15 protein-coding genes are annotated in these 14,578 nt (G+C 70.4%); 6 read left to right on the top strand and 9 right to left on the bottom strand.

Features of this window, described 5'->3' with window-relative positions:
* Positions 1-10: 10 nt before the first annotated feature.
* The 4 genes from rpoB to IFT89_RS13530 form a co-directional block, all read right to left on the bottom strand.
* Complete coding sequence (rpoB, locus tag IFT89_RS13545) at positions 11-3,502, bottom strand: DNA-directed RNA polymerase subunit beta (RefSeq protein ID WP_079705237.1); 3,492 nt, start codon at positions 3,500-3,502, stop codon at positions 11-13.
* A gap of 236 nt (positions 3,503-3,738) precedes the next feature.
* Positions 3,739-4,605, bottom strand: a complete 867-nt coding sequence (locus IFT89_RS13540) for a biotin-dependent carboxyltransferase family protein (protein ID WP_124768794.1) — start codon at positions 4,603-4,605, stop codon at positions 3,739-3,741.
* Positions 4,605-5,297, bottom strand: a complete 693-nt coding sequence (locus IFT89_RS13535) for a 5-oxoprolinase subunit B family protein (protein ID WP_307783515.1) — start codon at positions 5,295-5,297, stop codon at positions 4,605-4,607. Before IFT89_RS13535 ends, IFT89_RS13540 begins: the two co-directional genes overlap by 1 nt.
* Positions 5,294-6,082: a LamB/YcsF family protein gene (locus IFT89_RS13530; protein WP_124768793.1), complete on the bottom strand. Its 789-nt coding sequence runs from the start codon at positions 6,080-6,082 to the stop codon at positions 5,294-5,296. Before IFT89_RS13530 ends, IFT89_RS13535 begins: the two co-directional genes overlap by 4 nt.
* Before the next feature lie 56 nt (positions 6,083-6,138).
* Here IFT89_RS13530 and IFT89_RS13525 point away from each other — a divergent pair, with 56 nt between their 5' ends.
* The 5 genes from IFT89_RS13525 to IFT89_RS13505 all read left to right on the top strand — a co-directional run bounded on the left by IFT89_RS13525 (position 6,139) and on the right by IFT89_RS13505 (position 10,308).
* Positions 6,139-6,993, top strand: a complete 855-nt coding sequence (locus IFT89_RS13525) for a spermidine synthase (protein ID WP_071259566.1) — start codon at positions 6,139-6,141, stop codon at positions 6,991-6,993.
* A gap of 2 nt (positions 6,994-6,995) precedes the next feature.
* Entirely contained in the window at positions 6,996-8,228 is a 1,233-nt protein-coding gene (locus tag IFT89_RS13520) for a PQQ-dependent sugar dehydrogenase (RefSeq protein WP_202939226.1), read from the top strand.
* A 73-nt stretch (positions 8,229-8,301) separates the two neighbouring features.
* On the top strand, positions 8,302-8,826 hold the full coding sequence (locus tag IFT89_RS13515) for a SprT-like domain-containing protein (RefSeq protein ID WP_079705233.1): 525 nt from the start codon (positions 8,302-8,304) through the stop codon (positions 8,824-8,826).
* The gene (locus IFT89_RS13510; protein ID WP_202939225.1) at positions 8,823-9,386 is read left to right on the top strand and encodes a DUF1697 domain-containing protein; all 564 of its coding nucleotides are present in this window, start codon (positions 8,823-8,825) and stop codon (positions 9,384-9,386) included. Before IFT89_RS13515 ends, IFT89_RS13510 begins: the two co-directional genes overlap by 4 nt.
* A 100-nt stretch (positions 9,387-9,486) precedes the next feature.
* The gene (locus tag IFT89_RS13505; protein WP_202939224.1) at positions 9,487-10,308 is read left to right on the top strand and encodes a TspO/MBR family protein; all 822 of its coding nucleotides are present in this window, start codon (positions 9,487-9,489) and stop codon (positions 10,306-10,308) included.
* 27 nt (positions 10,309-10,335) lie between these two features.
* Here IFT89_RS13505 and IFT89_RS13500 read toward each other — a convergent pair whose 3' ends face one another.
* From IFT89_RS13500 to IFT89_RS13485, 4 genes are all read right to left on the bottom strand, one after another.
* Positions 10,336-10,839 carry a DinB family protein gene (locus tag IFT89_RS13500; RefSeq protein WP_159877908.1) on the bottom strand — a complete coding sequence of 168 codons (504 nt, stop codon included), beginning with the start codon at positions 10,837-10,839 and terminating at the stop codon, positions 10,336-10,338.
* Complete coding sequence (locus IFT89_RS13495) at positions 10,839-11,141, bottom strand: DUF427 domain-containing protein (RefSeq protein WP_124768789.1); 303 nt, start codon at positions 11,139-11,141, stop codon at positions 10,839-10,841. The genes IFT89_RS13500 and IFT89_RS13495 overlap by 1 nt, the downstream gene beginning before the upstream one ends.
* A gap of 9 nt (positions 11,142-11,150) precedes the next feature.
* On the bottom strand, positions 11,151-11,801 hold the full coding sequence (locus tag IFT89_RS20815) for a 2-phosphosulfolactate phosphatase (protein WP_307783514.1): 651 nt from the start codon (positions 11,799-11,801) through the stop codon (positions 11,151-11,153).
* Between the two features lie 195 nt (positions 11,802-11,996).
* A complete protein-coding gene (locus tag IFT89_RS13485; protein WP_085510217.1) occupies positions 11,997-12,470 on the bottom strand; it encodes an EVE domain-containing protein in 474 nt (157 codons plus the stop codon).
* 73 nt (positions 12,471-12,543) lie between these two features.
* On the opposite strand from IFT89_RS13485, the gene IFT89_RS13480 reads away from it, so the two are divergent.
* Positions 12,544-13,071, top strand: coding sequence for a hypothetical protein (locus tag IFT89_RS13480; RefSeq protein ID WP_229940281.1), 528 nt, complete (start codon positions 12,544-12,546; stop codon positions 13,069-13,071).
* Positions 13,072-13,105: 34 nt separating this feature from the next.
* Here the strand turns inward: IFT89_RS13480 and IFT89_RS13475 are convergent.
* Positions 13,106-14,578, bottom strand: a 1,473-nt coding sequence (locus tag IFT89_RS13475; protein WP_202939223.1) for an aldehyde dehydrogenase (NADP(+)), incomplete at its 5' end; no start/stop codon positions are given.

Here is a 14,578-nt window from a genome sequence, read left to right as displayed (position 1 = left end):
GTGGTCAGGCTTAGATCTCGTCGATGGACGACGACTCGAACCTGGAGGAAATGTTGATCCCGAGCTCCTCGGCGGCGCGGAACGCGTCGTCGTCGGTGTCGCGCAGGCTCACCGCGGTGCCGTCGGCCGAGAGGACCTCGACGTTCAAGCACAGCGACTGCATCTCCTTGATGAGCACCTTGAAGCTCTCGGGGATACCCGGCTCCTGGATGTTCTCGCCCTTGACGATGGCCTCGTACACCTTGACGCGGCCGAGGATGTCGTCGGACTTGATGGTCAGGAGCTCCTGGAGCGCGTACGCGGCTCCATAGGCCTCGAGGGCCCAGACCTCCATCTCACCGAAGCGCTGTCCACCGAACTGAGCCTTACCACCGAGCGGCTGCTGCGTGATCATCGAGTACGGACCCGTCGAACGCGCGTGGATCTTGTCGTCCACGAGGTGGTGCAGCTTGAGGATGTACATGTAGCCGACCGAGACCGGTGCCGGGAACGGCTCGCCGGAGCGGCCGTCGAACAGACGGGCCTTTCCGGAGGAACCGATGAGGCGGTCGCCGTCACGGGTGACGTTGGTCGAGTCGAGCAGACCGGCGATCTCCTCCTCGGAGGCGCCGTCGAACACCGGGGTCGCGACCTTGGTGTTCGGCTCGGCCGAGTGCGCGGCAGCCGGGAGCTTCTTGGCCCAGCTGGGCTTGCCCTCGACGTTCCAGCCCTGCTTCGCGATCCACCCCAGGTGGATCTCGAGGACCTGACCGAAGTTCATTCGACCGGGGATACCGAGCGGGTTGAGGATGACGTCGACCGGCGTGCCGTCCTCGAGGAACGGCATGTCCTCGACGGGCAGGATCTTCGCGATGACACCCTTGTTGCCGTGACGGCCGGCGAGCTTGTCGCCCTCGGTGATCTTGCGCTTCTGGGCGATGTAGACGACCACACGCTGGTTGACGCCCGAGCCGAGCTCGTCGTCGCCGTCCTGTGCGTCGAACACCTTGACGGCGATGATCGTGCCGGCTTCACCGTGGGGAACCTTCAGCGAGGTGTCGCGGACTTCGCGGCTCTTCTCGTTGAAGATGGCGCGGAGCAGGCGCTCCTCGGCGGAGAGCTCGGTCTCACCCTTCGGCGTGACCTTGCCGACGAGGATGTCGCCGGGGCGGACCTCGGCACCGATGCGGATGATGCCGCGCTCGTCGAGGTCCTTGAGCAGCTCCGGGCTGACGTTCGGGAGATCACGGGTGATCTCCTCCTTGCCGAGCTTGGTGTCGCGGGCGTCGACCTCGTACTCCTCGATGTGGATCGAGGAGAGGACGTCGTCCTTCACCAGGTTCTGGCTGAGGATGATCGCGTCCTCGAAGTTGTGACCCTCCCACGTCATGAAGGCGACGAGGAGGTTCTTGCCGAGCGCGAGCTCGCCGTTCTCCGTGGCGGGGCCGTCGGCGATGACTTCGCCGGCCTCGATGCGTGCACCCTCGGAGACGATGACGCGGTTGTTGTAGCTCGTGCCCTGGTTGGAGCGGTCGAACTTGCGCAGGTAGTAGGTCTGCGTGCCACCCTCGTCGAGCTGGATGGTGACGGACTCTGCCGACACCTCCTGGACGACGCCGGCCTTGTCGGCGGTGACGACGTCACCCGCGTCGATGGCTGCGTAGCCCTCCATACCGGTACCGACGAGCGGCGAGTCCGACATGAGGAGCGGGACGGCCTGACGCTGCATGTTGGCACCCATGAGTGCGCGGTTCGCGTCGTCGTGCTCGAGGAACGGGATGAGGGAGGTCGCGACCGACACCATCTGGCGCGGGGAGACGTCCATGTAGCCGATCTCCTCGGACGGGATGAGGTCGACCTCGCCGCCCTTCTTCCGGGCGAGGACGCGGTCCTCCTGGAAGTGGCCGTCGCTCTTCAGCGGAGCGTTGGCCTGCGCGACGATGTAGTTGTCCTCTTCCATCGCGGTCAGGTAGTCGATGTCCTCGGTGACCCGGCCGTCGACGACGCGACGGTACGGGGTCTCGATGAAACCGAACGAGTTGATCCGCGCGAACGATGCGAGCGAACCGATGAGGCCGATGTTCGGGCCTTCCGGGGTCTCGATCGGGCACATGCGGCCGTAGTGCGACGGGTGGACGTCTCGCACCTCGACGCCTGCACGCTCACGCGAGAGACCACCGGGGCCGAGCGCCGAGAGGCGACGCTTGTGGGTCAGGCCCGCGAGCGGGTTGTTCTGGTCCATGAACTGCGACAGCTGCGAGGTCCCGAAGAACTCCTTGATCGCGGCGACGACGGGGCGCACGTTGATCAGGGTCTGCGGCGTGATGGCCTCGATGTCCTGCGTGGTCATGCGCTCGCGGACGACGCGCTCCATGCGGGACAGACCGGTGCGGACCTGGTTCTGGATGAGCTCGCCGACGGCGCGGATGCGACGGTTGCCGAAGTTGTCGATGTCGTCCGTGTCGAGACGGAGGTCGACGGGCTTGCCGTTGCGGACACCCGGGAGGGTGGCCGTGCCGCGGTGCAGGGCGACGAGGTACTTGATCGTGGCGACGATGTCGTCGGTCGTCAGGACGGAGTCGCTGAGCGGCTTGTCGAGACCGAGCTTGTTGTTGATCTTGTACCGGCCGACCTTCGCGAGGTCGTAGCGCTTCGAGTTGAAGTAGAAGTTGTCGAGGAGCGCACGCGCGGCCTCGGCTGCGACCTGCTCGCCCGGACGGAGCTTGCGGTAGATGTCGCGGAGCGCGTCCTCCTTGGTGAGGATCGTGTCCTTCTCGAGGGTGAGCTCGATCGACTCGTAGCCCTTGAACTCCTCGAGGATCTCCTCGCTCGTCATGCCGAGCGCCTTGAGGAACACGGTGACGGACTGCTTGCGCTTGCGGTCGATGCGGACGCCGACCTGGTCGCGCTTGTCGATCTCGAACTCGAGCCAGGCACCGCGGCTCGGGATGACGCGAGCGGAGAAGATGTCCTTGTCGGAGGTCTTCTCCTGAGCCGACTCGAAGTACACGCCCGGGCTGCGGACGAGCTGCGAGACGACGACACGCTCGGTGCCGTTGATGATGAAGGTACCGCGCTCGGTCATGAGCGGGAAGTCGCCCATGAAGACCGTCTGGGTCTTGATCTCACCGGTGAGGTGGTTCATGAACTCGGCCTCGACGTAGAGCGGGGCCGCGTAGGTCTTGCCGCGTTCCTTGCACTCGTCGATGGAGTACTTCTCGGGCTCGAGGTACGGGTTGGCGAAGGAGAGCTGCATCGTCTCGCCGAGGTCCTCGATGGGCGAGATCTCCTCGAAGATCTCGTCGAGGCCGCTCTTCGTGGGCAGGTCCTGTCGGCCGGCCTGGGTGGCTTCTTCGACGCGTGCCTTCCACACGTCGTTGCCGACCAGCCAGTCGAAGCTCTCGGTCTGCAGAGCCAGGAGGTCTGGAACCGTGAGCGTGTCGGTGATCTTCGCGAACGAGAGGCGGGATGCTCCGCGGCCGTTCTTGGGTGAGTTGGTGGTTGCGTTGCGCGCAGCAGCCAAGGGGATAACCTCCGGAGGCCTGTTGGGGGCCGAGTTACTGGTCGTCAGTGGAGTTACTCACCAGAAAGGAACATGTGGCGGGTTGGACCCGCACACCAGCCGACCGCAATATGAAGGCATAGAGATTCTGGGAGCGCAAAGAACAACTATATGCCGGAATCTGCGGCGTGTCTACTCTTTCCTTGACGAGTTTTCGACTTTCCGGTATAACCGCCGCGTCGCCCCCGGTGTTCCCGTCAACCCGCGCCGAACCGCAGGCGCTGACCGGGCCGGAGTTGCGCCAGGAGGTCGCGGTCCGCGGCGCGCACGACCGCGATGACCGGATACCCGCCGGTGACGGGGTGGTCGGCCGACAGGATCGTCGGCAGACCGCTCGGCGGCACCTGGACCGCCCCGGCGACCATGCCCTCACTCGGCAGTTCACGACCGGGATCGAGTCGCTCGAGCGGCGTCCCGTCGAGGCGGATCCCGATGCGGTCGGCGTCGGCCGTCACGCTCCACGACTGCTCGACGAGACGCTGCAGGGAGGCGGCGTCGAACCAGTCCCGGCGGGGTCCCGGCGAGACCCGTATGAGCCGCTCCCCGGGGTCGGGCCGCGTCCAGGGGGCGATGTCGAGCGGAGGGACGCGGCGGCGCGGGGTGGGGAGGACGACGAGTCGATCGCCGCCGACGACCGGTGCCGGGCCGAGGCCGGCCAGGGTGTCTGTCGACCGCGAGCCGAGCAGTTCCGGACCGTCGAAGCCGCCCCGGACCGCGAGGACGTACCGCAGCCCGTGCGTCGCCGCACCGAGTTCGAGCCGGGAACCGGCCGCCACGCGGACGGCGTGGTGTCCGTCGACCGCTCGGCCGTCGACGGTGATCGCACCCCACGCGCCGGTCACGGCGATCCAGAGGTCGACGTCGGGGACGGCGACGAACGGGCCCAGGACGACCTCGAGCGCCGCACGGCCCTCCGGGTTGCCGACGAGACGGTTGGCGAGGCGCAGGGCACCGCGGTCGAGCGCGCCGGACGGGCTGACCCCGAGGGCCGCGGCACCCGGTCGACCCAGGTCCTGCACGGTGGTCGCCGGTCCAGCAGCCTCCACGAGCAGCGTTCCGCCCATCACGCGCGGACCTGCACGAACCGGACCCGACCGCCGGGGACGAGGAGGGCTGGTGGATCCGCTGCGTCGTCCCACAGCACGGCGTCCGTCGTCCCGATGATGCGCCACCCGCCCGGGGAGGCTCGCGGGTAGACGCCGCTGAACGTCCCGGCGAGCGCCACCGAACCGGCGGGGACGGTCGTCCGCGGCACGCTCAGACGCGGGATCTCGAGCGGCGGGCCGATCGTCTCGTCCTCCCGCTCCGGCACGAGGTAGGCGAACCCCGGCGCGAAGCCGCTGAAGGCGACGGTCCACGCTCGACCGGTGTGCCAGGCGATGAGACCGTCGGCGTCCATGCCGAGCAGCGCCGCGGTCTCAGCGAGGTCCTGGCCGTCGTAGCGGACCTGGATGACGGTGTCCGACCGTCTCCCCGCCTCGTCGACAGCGCCGGTCGAGCTTCCCACGCCGGGCGCGAGCACCCGTTCCCCGGTCGCGAGCAACCAGGCCCCCACCGCGGCGAGCGCCGGGCCCCGCGCGTCCGTCACGGCGAGCACGGTCCGGGCTGCCGGGACGAGGTCGACCAACCCCGCCGGGCGTGAAGCGGCGAGCGCCCGGTGCACGAGCAGGACGTCCTCGAGCGATGCGAGTTCGAGGAGTACGGCCTCCTCCCCCATCGCTCGGAGCACGGGTCCGGTGGAGGTGTCCGCGGTCACCACGGCGCGACCAGTTCGACGCCGGCGTCCAGCAGGGCGGCTCTGACCGCCGTGGCGAGCAACACGGCCCCCGGGGTGTCGCCGTGCACGCAGAGCGAGACCGCGTCGAGTTCCACGTCGGCACCGTCGACGCTGGTGATGCGTCGGTCGAGAGCGAGGGAGACGGCCCGGCGGACGGCCACCGTCTCATCGGTGACCAATGCCCCGGGCGCGTCGCGCGGGACGAGCGAACCGTCGGAGCGGTAGCCGCGGTCGACGAAGGCCTCCGCGACGAAGCGGAGTCCGGCGGCGAGGAGCTCCTGTTCGATCACGGAGCCGGGCATCCCGAGGACGGGAAGTGACCGCCCGAGCTCCTCGGAGGCCGTGACCACCGCTCGGACGACCGCCCGCGCCTGGACCCGGTCGTGTGCGACCCGGTTGTAGAGGGCACCGTGCGGCTTCACGTAGGCGAGCCGTGCGCCGACCCCGTCGGCCTCGCCGACCTCGTCGACCGCTCGCTGCAGGGCGCGGAGCTGCTCCAGGACCTCGGCCTCGAGCACCTCGGCCGGTACGTCCTGGTCGCGGCGCCCGAAGCCCGCCTCGTCCCGGTAGGACGGATGGGCGCCCAGCGACACCCCGTGGGCCGTCGAGCGGCGGACGGCGTCGCGCATGGACGCGTCGTCCCCGGCGTGGAAGCCGCAAGCGACGTTCGCGCTCGTGATCAGGGCGAACATGGCGTCGTCGTCGGCGGTCGGCACACCGCGCCAGACCTCGCCGAGGTCGCTGTTGAGGTCCACCTGCGCCACGGCCGCTCCCCTTCCGCTCCGCCTCCCGCCACTGCGGGAAAGTCTAGGGTGGGGGTATGGACGAGGCACAGGTACGACTCGGCGTCAGCGGATACCTGGCCAGGATCGAGGCCGACCGCTTCGTGCCGGGCACCTATCAGCTGGTGGTCGACGGCACGCCGCAGTCGCACGTCAACCTCGATCAGCCCGAGGAGCTCTTCTTCGAGTACATCCAGCGGATCGGTCACATCATCGACGAGATCGCCGACCCCGGTCAGCCGATCACGGCGGTGCACCTCGGTGCCGGCGCGCTCACCCTCCCCCGCTACGTGGAGGCGACGAGGCCGGGCTCGCGGCAGCAGGTCGTCGAACTCGAGCGCGAACTCATCGATCTCGTGCGCGAGCACCTCCCCTGGTCGAAGCGCGCCCAGATCCGCGTCCGCTACGGCGACGCCCGCGAGATCGTGGCGAAGCTACCGCCCGGCCTCCGCGGCACCGTCGACCTCGTCGTCGTCGACATCTTCAGCGGCGCCAACACGCCGGCCCATGTCACGAGCACGGAGTTCTACGCCTCGGCGGTCGAGCTGCTGTCGCCGACCGGCGTCATCGTCGTGAACGTCGCCGACGGCCGCGGGCTCGCGTTCGCCCGCGGACAGGCCGCGACGCTCGCCGACTCCGTGTCGCACGTCGCCGCCCTCGCGGAGACGCAGATCCTCAAGGGCCGTCGCTTCGGCAACGTCGTCCTCGTCGGTTCGAACACCGCCCTCCCACTCGACTTCCTGCCGAGGCTCCTCGCGGCCGGACCCCACCCCGCCAAGGCGGTGGCGGGCGCCGAGCTGCGCGCCTTCATCGCGGGGGCACAGGTCGTCACGGACACGACCGCCGTCCCCTCCCCGAACCCCGCCCAGGGCATCTTCCAGACGAAGGGCTGACCATGGCCACCACGCAGACGCCGCGACGACGGGGCCTGCGTGCGCCCGCCTCGCTCACCACCCTGCTCGCCGCCACCGCCCTGGCGCTCGTGGCCTGCACCGACGGGGAGCCACGATCACCGGGTACGGCCTCCCTTTCACCTTCCCCCGCGCCGAGCGCGTCCGCGTCGATGCCTACATCCGCGGTCCCCGCCGGACCGGTCGCCCCGACCGGTGAGGCCACCACGGTCGTCGGCGGCCTCGACGCGCCCTGGTCGATGGTCCGACTCGCCTCGGGCAGCACGCTGGTGAGCCAGCGCGACGCGGGCGACGTCCTCGAGGTCGTCAGCGGCGGCGCGGTGCGGCAGGTCGGCGTGGTCCCCGGGGTGGCCGCGGGAGGCGAGGGCGGGCTGCTCGGCCTCGCCGTCCTCACGCCGGCGGGATCGGAGCCCGCGGGAACCTGGCTCTACGCCTACCTGACGACGTCGTCCGACAACCGCATCGTGCGGTTCCCGCTCACGGGAGCGGCCGGGTCGTACGCGCTGGGCGACGTCGAGGAGGTCCTCGTCGGCATCCCCCGGGCCGGGAACCACAACGGCGGACGCATCGCGTTCGGACCGGACGGCATGCTCTACGCCACCGCGGGTGACGCCGGCGACCGCAGCCTGGCTCAGGACGTGGACAGCCTCGGCGGGAAGATCCTGCGGCTCACACCCGACGGCACGGTGCCGGGCGACAACCCCTTCCCGGGGTCGCCCGTCTTCTCCCTCGGCCATCGCAACCCGCAGGGCATCGCGTGGGATCGCGACGGCGGCCTGTGGGCGAGCGAGTTCGGGCAGAACACCTGGGACGAGCTCAACCGGATCACCCCCGGTGGCAACTACGGCTGGCCGGTCGCCGAGGGCGTCGCCGGAGCCCAGGGCATGATCGACCCGGTCGCGCAGTGGGCCACGGAGGACGCGAGCCCGAGCGGTCTCGCGATCATCGACGACACGATCTTCATGGCCTCGCTCCGCGGCGAGCGCCTGTACGGCATCACCGACGGCGTGCACGTGCCGGCGGGGAGCAGCGCGCTCGTGGGCGTGATCGACGCGGTGCCCTACCTCGTCGGCGAGTTCGGACGGATCCGCGACGTCGTGGCCGGCCCGCCGGGGACCGCCTGGATCCTCACGAACAACACCGACGGCCGCGGTTCGCCCGGAACCGAGGACGACCGGATCGTCGAACTCCCCCTCGCCCCGCTCGCGGCCCGCTGAGGACTCACCGCCACACCTGTGGGTCATCCCGCACCTGCGGTCCGGTGTCGGTCGCCGGGAGTACCATCCAGGCATGGCAGAACTCAGTCGGGTCACGGCGTGGGCACAGGCGCTCATCGTGCTGCACCTCGACCCGACGGTCTGGACCTTCGGCTTCGACAACGCCAAGCGACGCGCCGGCCTGTGCAACTTCACGACGAAGCGGATCACCGTCTCGCGCTATCTCGCGGCACGCTACGACGACGACGAGATCCACCAGATCCTGCTCCACGAGGTCGCGCACGCCCTCGCCGGGGCGCGCGCCGGGCACGGACCCAAGTGGCGCAAGGTCGCCGAGGAGATCGGCTACGAGGGCTCGCGGCTCCACGAGGGCCAGACGGCCGACGAACTCGCCCCGTGGGTCGGCACCTGCCCCTCGGGCCATGTCCTCTACCGGCACCGGCGCCCGAGCCGGGCGACCTCCTGCGGCAAGTGCTCGCGCTCGTGGGACGAACGCTTCCTCCTCAGCTGGGTGCACCGGGAGGTCACGCCGGCCATGCGGCGTCGGGCGGCCGCGTTCGACGGCTCCACCTCGCCTGAGCCGGGCATCGGGTCATGACCGGCGGCGCGGTTCCCGCCAGCTGGATCGCACTCCTGCGCGGGGTCAACGTCGGCGGCGTCACGATCCGCTCCGCCGACCTCGCCGACGTGTTCCGGTCGGCCGGGTTCTCGGGAGTCCGCACCGTCCTCGCGAGCGGCAACGTCGTCTTCGACGACCCAGAGCACGAGCCCGGCGAGACCGCGGACGATGCACGCGGTGCGCTGAAACGGCGCATCGAGCGGTCGCTCGCGGAGGCCTTCGGCTACGAGGCGTGGATCGTGCTCACGCATCAGCGCGCACTCACCGACGTCATCGAGGCCTACCCTTGGCCGGAGGCCGAGCAGGTCCAGCCGTACGTCATGTTCTCCTCCGAGCAGGGCTCACTCGACGCCCTGCTCGCGTTCTCGACGGAGACCGGGGAGCAGCCCGACCGCGTCGCATCCGGCGACGGCGTCCTCTACTGGGAGGTTCCGAAGGGGTCGAGCACCGACACCGCCTTCGCGAAGGAGTCCTCGAAGGCCCGGTTCAAGCCGCACGTCACCACGCGCAACCTGCGGACGCTGCGCAAGCTCATCTGAGCAGGCTGTTCCGCGGCACCGGCGCAAGCCCCTGCGAGGTGCTCCACGGTGGCGTACGCTGAATTGATCAGCCAGCTGCACAATTCTGGAGGCATGCGTCATGACCGGCACCGATTCACCCACCACCGCGGACCGCGTCCGGCAGATCGCCGTCGCCGTCAGCGCGGTCCTCGCGATCATCGGCTCCTACATCGGGTCGGGAGCAGCCGGGGGGACGCAGGTCCAGAACGCGGCGAACGGCGCGTTGAGCGCCTCGTCGACGCCGATCGCACCGGACGGGCCCGCGTTCTCCATCTGGAGCGTCATCTACCTCGGGCTCGTCGCCTACGCGGTCTGGCAGTTCCTGCCCTCGCAGACGACCCGTGAGCGCCACCGTCGTCTCGGCTACTGGGTCGTGGCGAGCCTGCTGCTGAACGCGGCGTGGATCCTCGTGGTGCAGGCGGGCTTCCTGATCCTGAGCGTGTTCGTGATCATCGCCCTCCTCTGTGTCCTGGCCCGCATCTTCGTGATCGTGCTCCGGACCAAGCCGTCCAGCATGGTCGACGCGATCATCACGGACGGCACGATGGGCCTCTACCTCGGGTGGGTGTGTGTCGCGACGGCGGCGAACATCACCGCTGCGCTCGTCGGATCCGGGATCGGGAGCGCGGACGGTCCGGCCGCCGGTGTCTGGGCGATCATCGTCCTCGCGGTCGCCGGAGCGGTCGGGATCCTGCTCGCGGTCGTCGGTCGTGGACGGATCGCCCCCATGCTGTCGCTCTGCTGGGGGCTCGCGTGGGTGGCCGTGGGCCGCTTCACCGGCGAACTGCTGTCGACCGAAGCCGGGGTCACGGCGCTGGTCGTCGCGGTCGTGGTGGCCGTCATCACCGTGGCCGTCCGCGTCTCGCGGGGACGCGACCGCGCAGCGATCGTGCGCGCCTGACGCTCCGCACGCTCGACGGCCTCGGCGCTACTCGCCGGTGCGGCCGTCGAGCTGTTCGCGGAGGACGTCGATGTGCCCGAGGTGCCGGGCCGTCTCCTCGATCATGTGGAGCTCGATCCACCGCAGCGTGAACCGCTGGTCGTTGCCGAGGCAGACATCGTCGAGCTGATACCGCGACGCCACCTCGCGGGACTCCGCACAGGCCGCCTCGTAGTCCGCGATGATCTCGGCCAGGCTGTCGTCGGCCGTCACGCGCCATTCGCCGTCCGGGTCCTCGTCGGTCCACCGCGCCGGGACGTCCGACTGCCCGTCCATGTCCTCGCGGAACCAGCTGCGCTCGACATCGGCGAGGTGTCGGATGACGCCCGAGACGGTCGTGATGCTCGGCAACAGTCGCTTGGCCGCGAGCTCGTCGGTGAGTCCGCGTGCCTTCCAGACGATGCTCGCGCGCTGCAGATCGAGGAAACCCTCGATCGTCTCGCGCTCGCCCCCGCGCTCAGGCGGCTGCGGGCGGTCGCCCCAGTCGGCCATCAGTCGACGACCTCGACCTCGTTCCCGAAGGCGACGTAGCCGGAGAAGTCCTTGCCGACCCGGTCGAACGCGGTCGGATACGGGGTCGGGTACGACCAGGCCACATCGGGCTTGACCTCGCCGCCGTCGGTGATGCCCCAGTACTGGGCGTCGCCCTTCCACGGGCAGTGGTACTGGGTGTCGGTCTCGACGAAGCGCTCGCGGTTGAGGCTCGACGGCGGGAAGTACCAGTTGCCCTCGATCTTGATGAGCTCCGATTCGGGGGCTTCGGCGAGGACGGTGGTTCCGAGGAGTGCGCGCATGCGCTGAGACTACGCCCGGAACACGGCTCCGTCCAGGACCGGGACGACGCTTGACACGTCGACCTCGCGTGCCGCCTGGACGTGCTGTGTGGCACCCGCCTGCGCGAGCTGCTGGGCGGTGGCGGACGCGGACAGCAGGTGCCCGACGCCGTTGCGCAGGCCCTCGTACGCGGCGGCAGCGGCGGCGGCCTCCGGTGAGGTGAAGTCGATACCGCGGAGTCCCAGCGCCTCGATCACGGCACCGGCCCCGAAGAGGTCCTCGACGGCGAACCGGGTCTCGGCCGTGTCGTCGAGTTCACCGACCGCGATGACGACGATGCTCGTACGCCGTCCGAGCTCGGCCTGCTTCGCGATGATCCAGTCCGCGACCGCCGACCGGTTGCGCAGGCACCCGGCGACGACCGTCGCCCCCGCGTCGGCGAGCAGCGTGGCGATCTGCGCCGTCTCACCGCGGTCGTCCAGCTCGGCGACGGCGACGGCCTCCCCGTCGCTCACGCGCTGCTCGACGGAGGTCGTCGCGTGGAGCACGTCCACGACGACCGCGACGTCCGCCGTCTCGACCCGCCCGGCTCCTGCGACGCCCCAGTCGAACCTGACCTGGTACTTGGTCTGGGCGAACGGCGGGTGGACGGGCGGCGGTGTGGTGGCTGCGATACTCACCCGTTCATCGTATCCACGCGCACCCACCCACCCCACGACTGTTGCGCCCGAAGACCTCCGTGGGGGGTGGGCGCCAGCGCGGTGCGCTGACGCGAGCGCGGGTCATCGGACGTGAGCGCGGGCCTCCGGAGGGGCGCGCTCACGCGCCAGACCCGCGGTGACGTCAGCGCACCGCGCTGGCGCAAGGGCAGGGGGTCAGCGGGAGGCGGTGGGGAAACGACGGTCGTCGGGGTGGGGCGGACGCATCTCGTTGCGGATGAGCTCGAAGTCGTGACGACTGAGCTCGAGGAAGCCCCGGCGGAGCTGGACACCCCAGTTCCGGGTGAAGCTCGTGAAGTCGAGGAGCGCGAGCATCGGACGGATGGGTGCCTCGACCGCGTCCGGGTACCAGTCGACACTCCGCCGCCAGGGTCGCCAATCGGCACCGTCCGGTCGCGGCACGGCCGCCTGGTAGACGGTGTCGTCGGAGACCCGCCCGATCGCGGTGAACGCCTTGAGCGGCTCGCCGTCAGGGGTGCTGACCCGCGGTGAGTAGTACACGAAGCCGTCGGACTCGCGCATCTGGTCGAGCCCGCCGCGCTGCCCGTGGTTGATCTGCACGAAGCCCTGCCGGACGCCGAGGACGACGTGATCCCGCTGGATCACGCCCAGCCAGTACCGGATCGCCATAGGCACAGTCTTCCCTACCGGCGCACCCCCTGCAGCCGCCGAGCCGCACATGCGACACTGAGGCATGCGCGTGATGCTGAAACTCGTCCTGGACTGTGATGTCGACGTCGCCTGGCGGGCACTCCGCTCCCCGGCCGTCCTGCGGGAGCTCTACAGCCCCGTCATGGGACTCGAGGCGCTCGACGCCGACGGGTTCCCGACCATCTGGGAGCCGGGAGCGCACCGCGTCCGCGTGAAGGCCGCCGGCGCGATCCCGGTCGGCGACCAGATCATCGACCTCGAGTTCATCGAGCGCCGCGACGGCACCCGCATCCTCCACGACCAGGGCGACCCGGTCAGCGGGCCGCTCAGCAAGCTCGCCGGGTGGGACCACCAGATGGCGGTCGCCCGCGACAAGCACGACCCGACGAAGACCCTGTACCGCGACCGACTCGTGATCACCGGCGCGATCGCCCCGCTCTACTGGTACCCGCTGTGGGCGACGTGGCAGTGGCGCGGTGCCCGCATCAAGGCGCTCGCGCCGAGCTGGGCCTACGACCCGCCGCTCCCCGGCGATGAGGAGGACGACGAAGTCGGCGCGACGGTCGAGGGCGCCATCTGACGCCTCGCCGTCCGGAAGCCCGGCCGGCCGCGCGTCAGCGCTGAGCCGCCTCGCCCCAGTGCGTCGACTCGCCCGCGGGTGCGACCGTGCGCGGGACACCCGCGGCCGACGACCGCAGCACCTCCGGCAGGAACCGGTCCGGCATGTTCTGGAACGCGACCGGCCGCAGGAAGCGGGTGATCGCGGCAGTCCCCACCGAGGTGCTCGAGTCGTTCGTCGTCGCCGGCCACGGTCCGCCGTGCTGCATGGCGGGCGTGACCGCGACCCCGGTGGGCCAACCGCCGAACAGCACCCGGCCGGCGTGCGCCGAGAGCTGCTGGACGAGCTCCACGAGGTCGTCGCTCGTCTCGTCGGCACCGGCGTGCAGGGTGGCCGTCAGGTTGCCCTCGCAGAACTCCGGCACGAGCGGTGCGAACGCCGTACCGGCCGGGACCTCGACAAGGATCGACAACGGACCGAAGGCCTCGTCGAGCAGGGCGTCCCGACCGGCCCGCAGCGCGTCGATTGAGACCGCGACGATCGTGGGGGTCGCCCAGCCGTCGCCGTCCTCGTCGACCCGCAACGAACCCTCGGCGATGACCCGCACGCCGTCGGTGCCGAGGATCGTGTCGCGCCTCGCCTGGTACCCGGCCGTGATGCGGTCGTTCAGGAGTCGGTGCTCGGGGACCGCGGCAGCAGCCTCGCGGATCGACTCGTCGAGCCCCGCGCCGTCCGGCAGGTAGACGAAGCCGGGCTTCGTGCACAGCTGACCCGCCGAGCCCGCGACACTCGTGACGAATCCCGTCGCGATGGCCGTTGCGGACTCGTCGAGGGCGGTCTGCGTCACGAACACGGGGTTGACGCTGCCGAGCTCGCCGAAGAACGGGATCGGGACGGGGCGTGCCGCCGCGAGGTCCGCGAGGATCCGGCCGGCCCGGAGGGAGCCCGTGAAGGAACCGGCCCGGACGCGCTCGTCCTGCAGGGCGACGACGCCGGCCTCCTGGCCGATGATCGACTGGAAGACGCCGTCAGGAGCCCCGGACGCGCGGAGCGCGGCCTCGACGACGGCCGCTGTCGCGAGCGAGAGCCGCGGGTGGCCGTCGTGCACCTTGAGGATCACCGGGCATCCAGCCGCGAGGATCGACGCGGTGTCACCACCGGCGACGGAGAAGGCGAACGGGAAGTTGCTCGCCGCGAAGTTCAGGACCGGGCCGAGCGGCACGAGGACGCGGCGGAGTTCCGGGCGCGCGCCGAGCGCGAAGTCCGGGTCGGCCTCGTCGATCCGGACGTCGAGGTAGGAGCCGTCGACGATCGTCTCCGCGAAGAGCCGCAGCTGCACGGCGGTGCGGAGGAGCTCGCCGCGGAGCCGGGCCTCGGCGAGACCCGTCTCCTGCATGCCGACGGGGACGAGCTCGTCCGCGTGGGCCTGCAGGGCGTCGGCGACGGCGACGAGCGCTCGCGCACGGGCGTCCGCCGGCGTCGCGGCCCACGCGGGTGCCGCCGCGGCGGCCCGCTGGAGGACCTCCTC

The sequence above is a fragment of the Plantibacter sp. CFBP 13570 genome (assembly GCF_014841395.1).
Taxonomy (GTDB): domain Bacteria; phylum Actinomycetota; class Actinomycetes; order Actinomycetales; family Microbacteriaceae; genus Plantibacter; species Plantibacter auratus.
The sequence above is the reverse complement of the archived record's forward strand: the minus strand, read 5'-3'. Positions and strand labels throughout refer to the sequence as shown.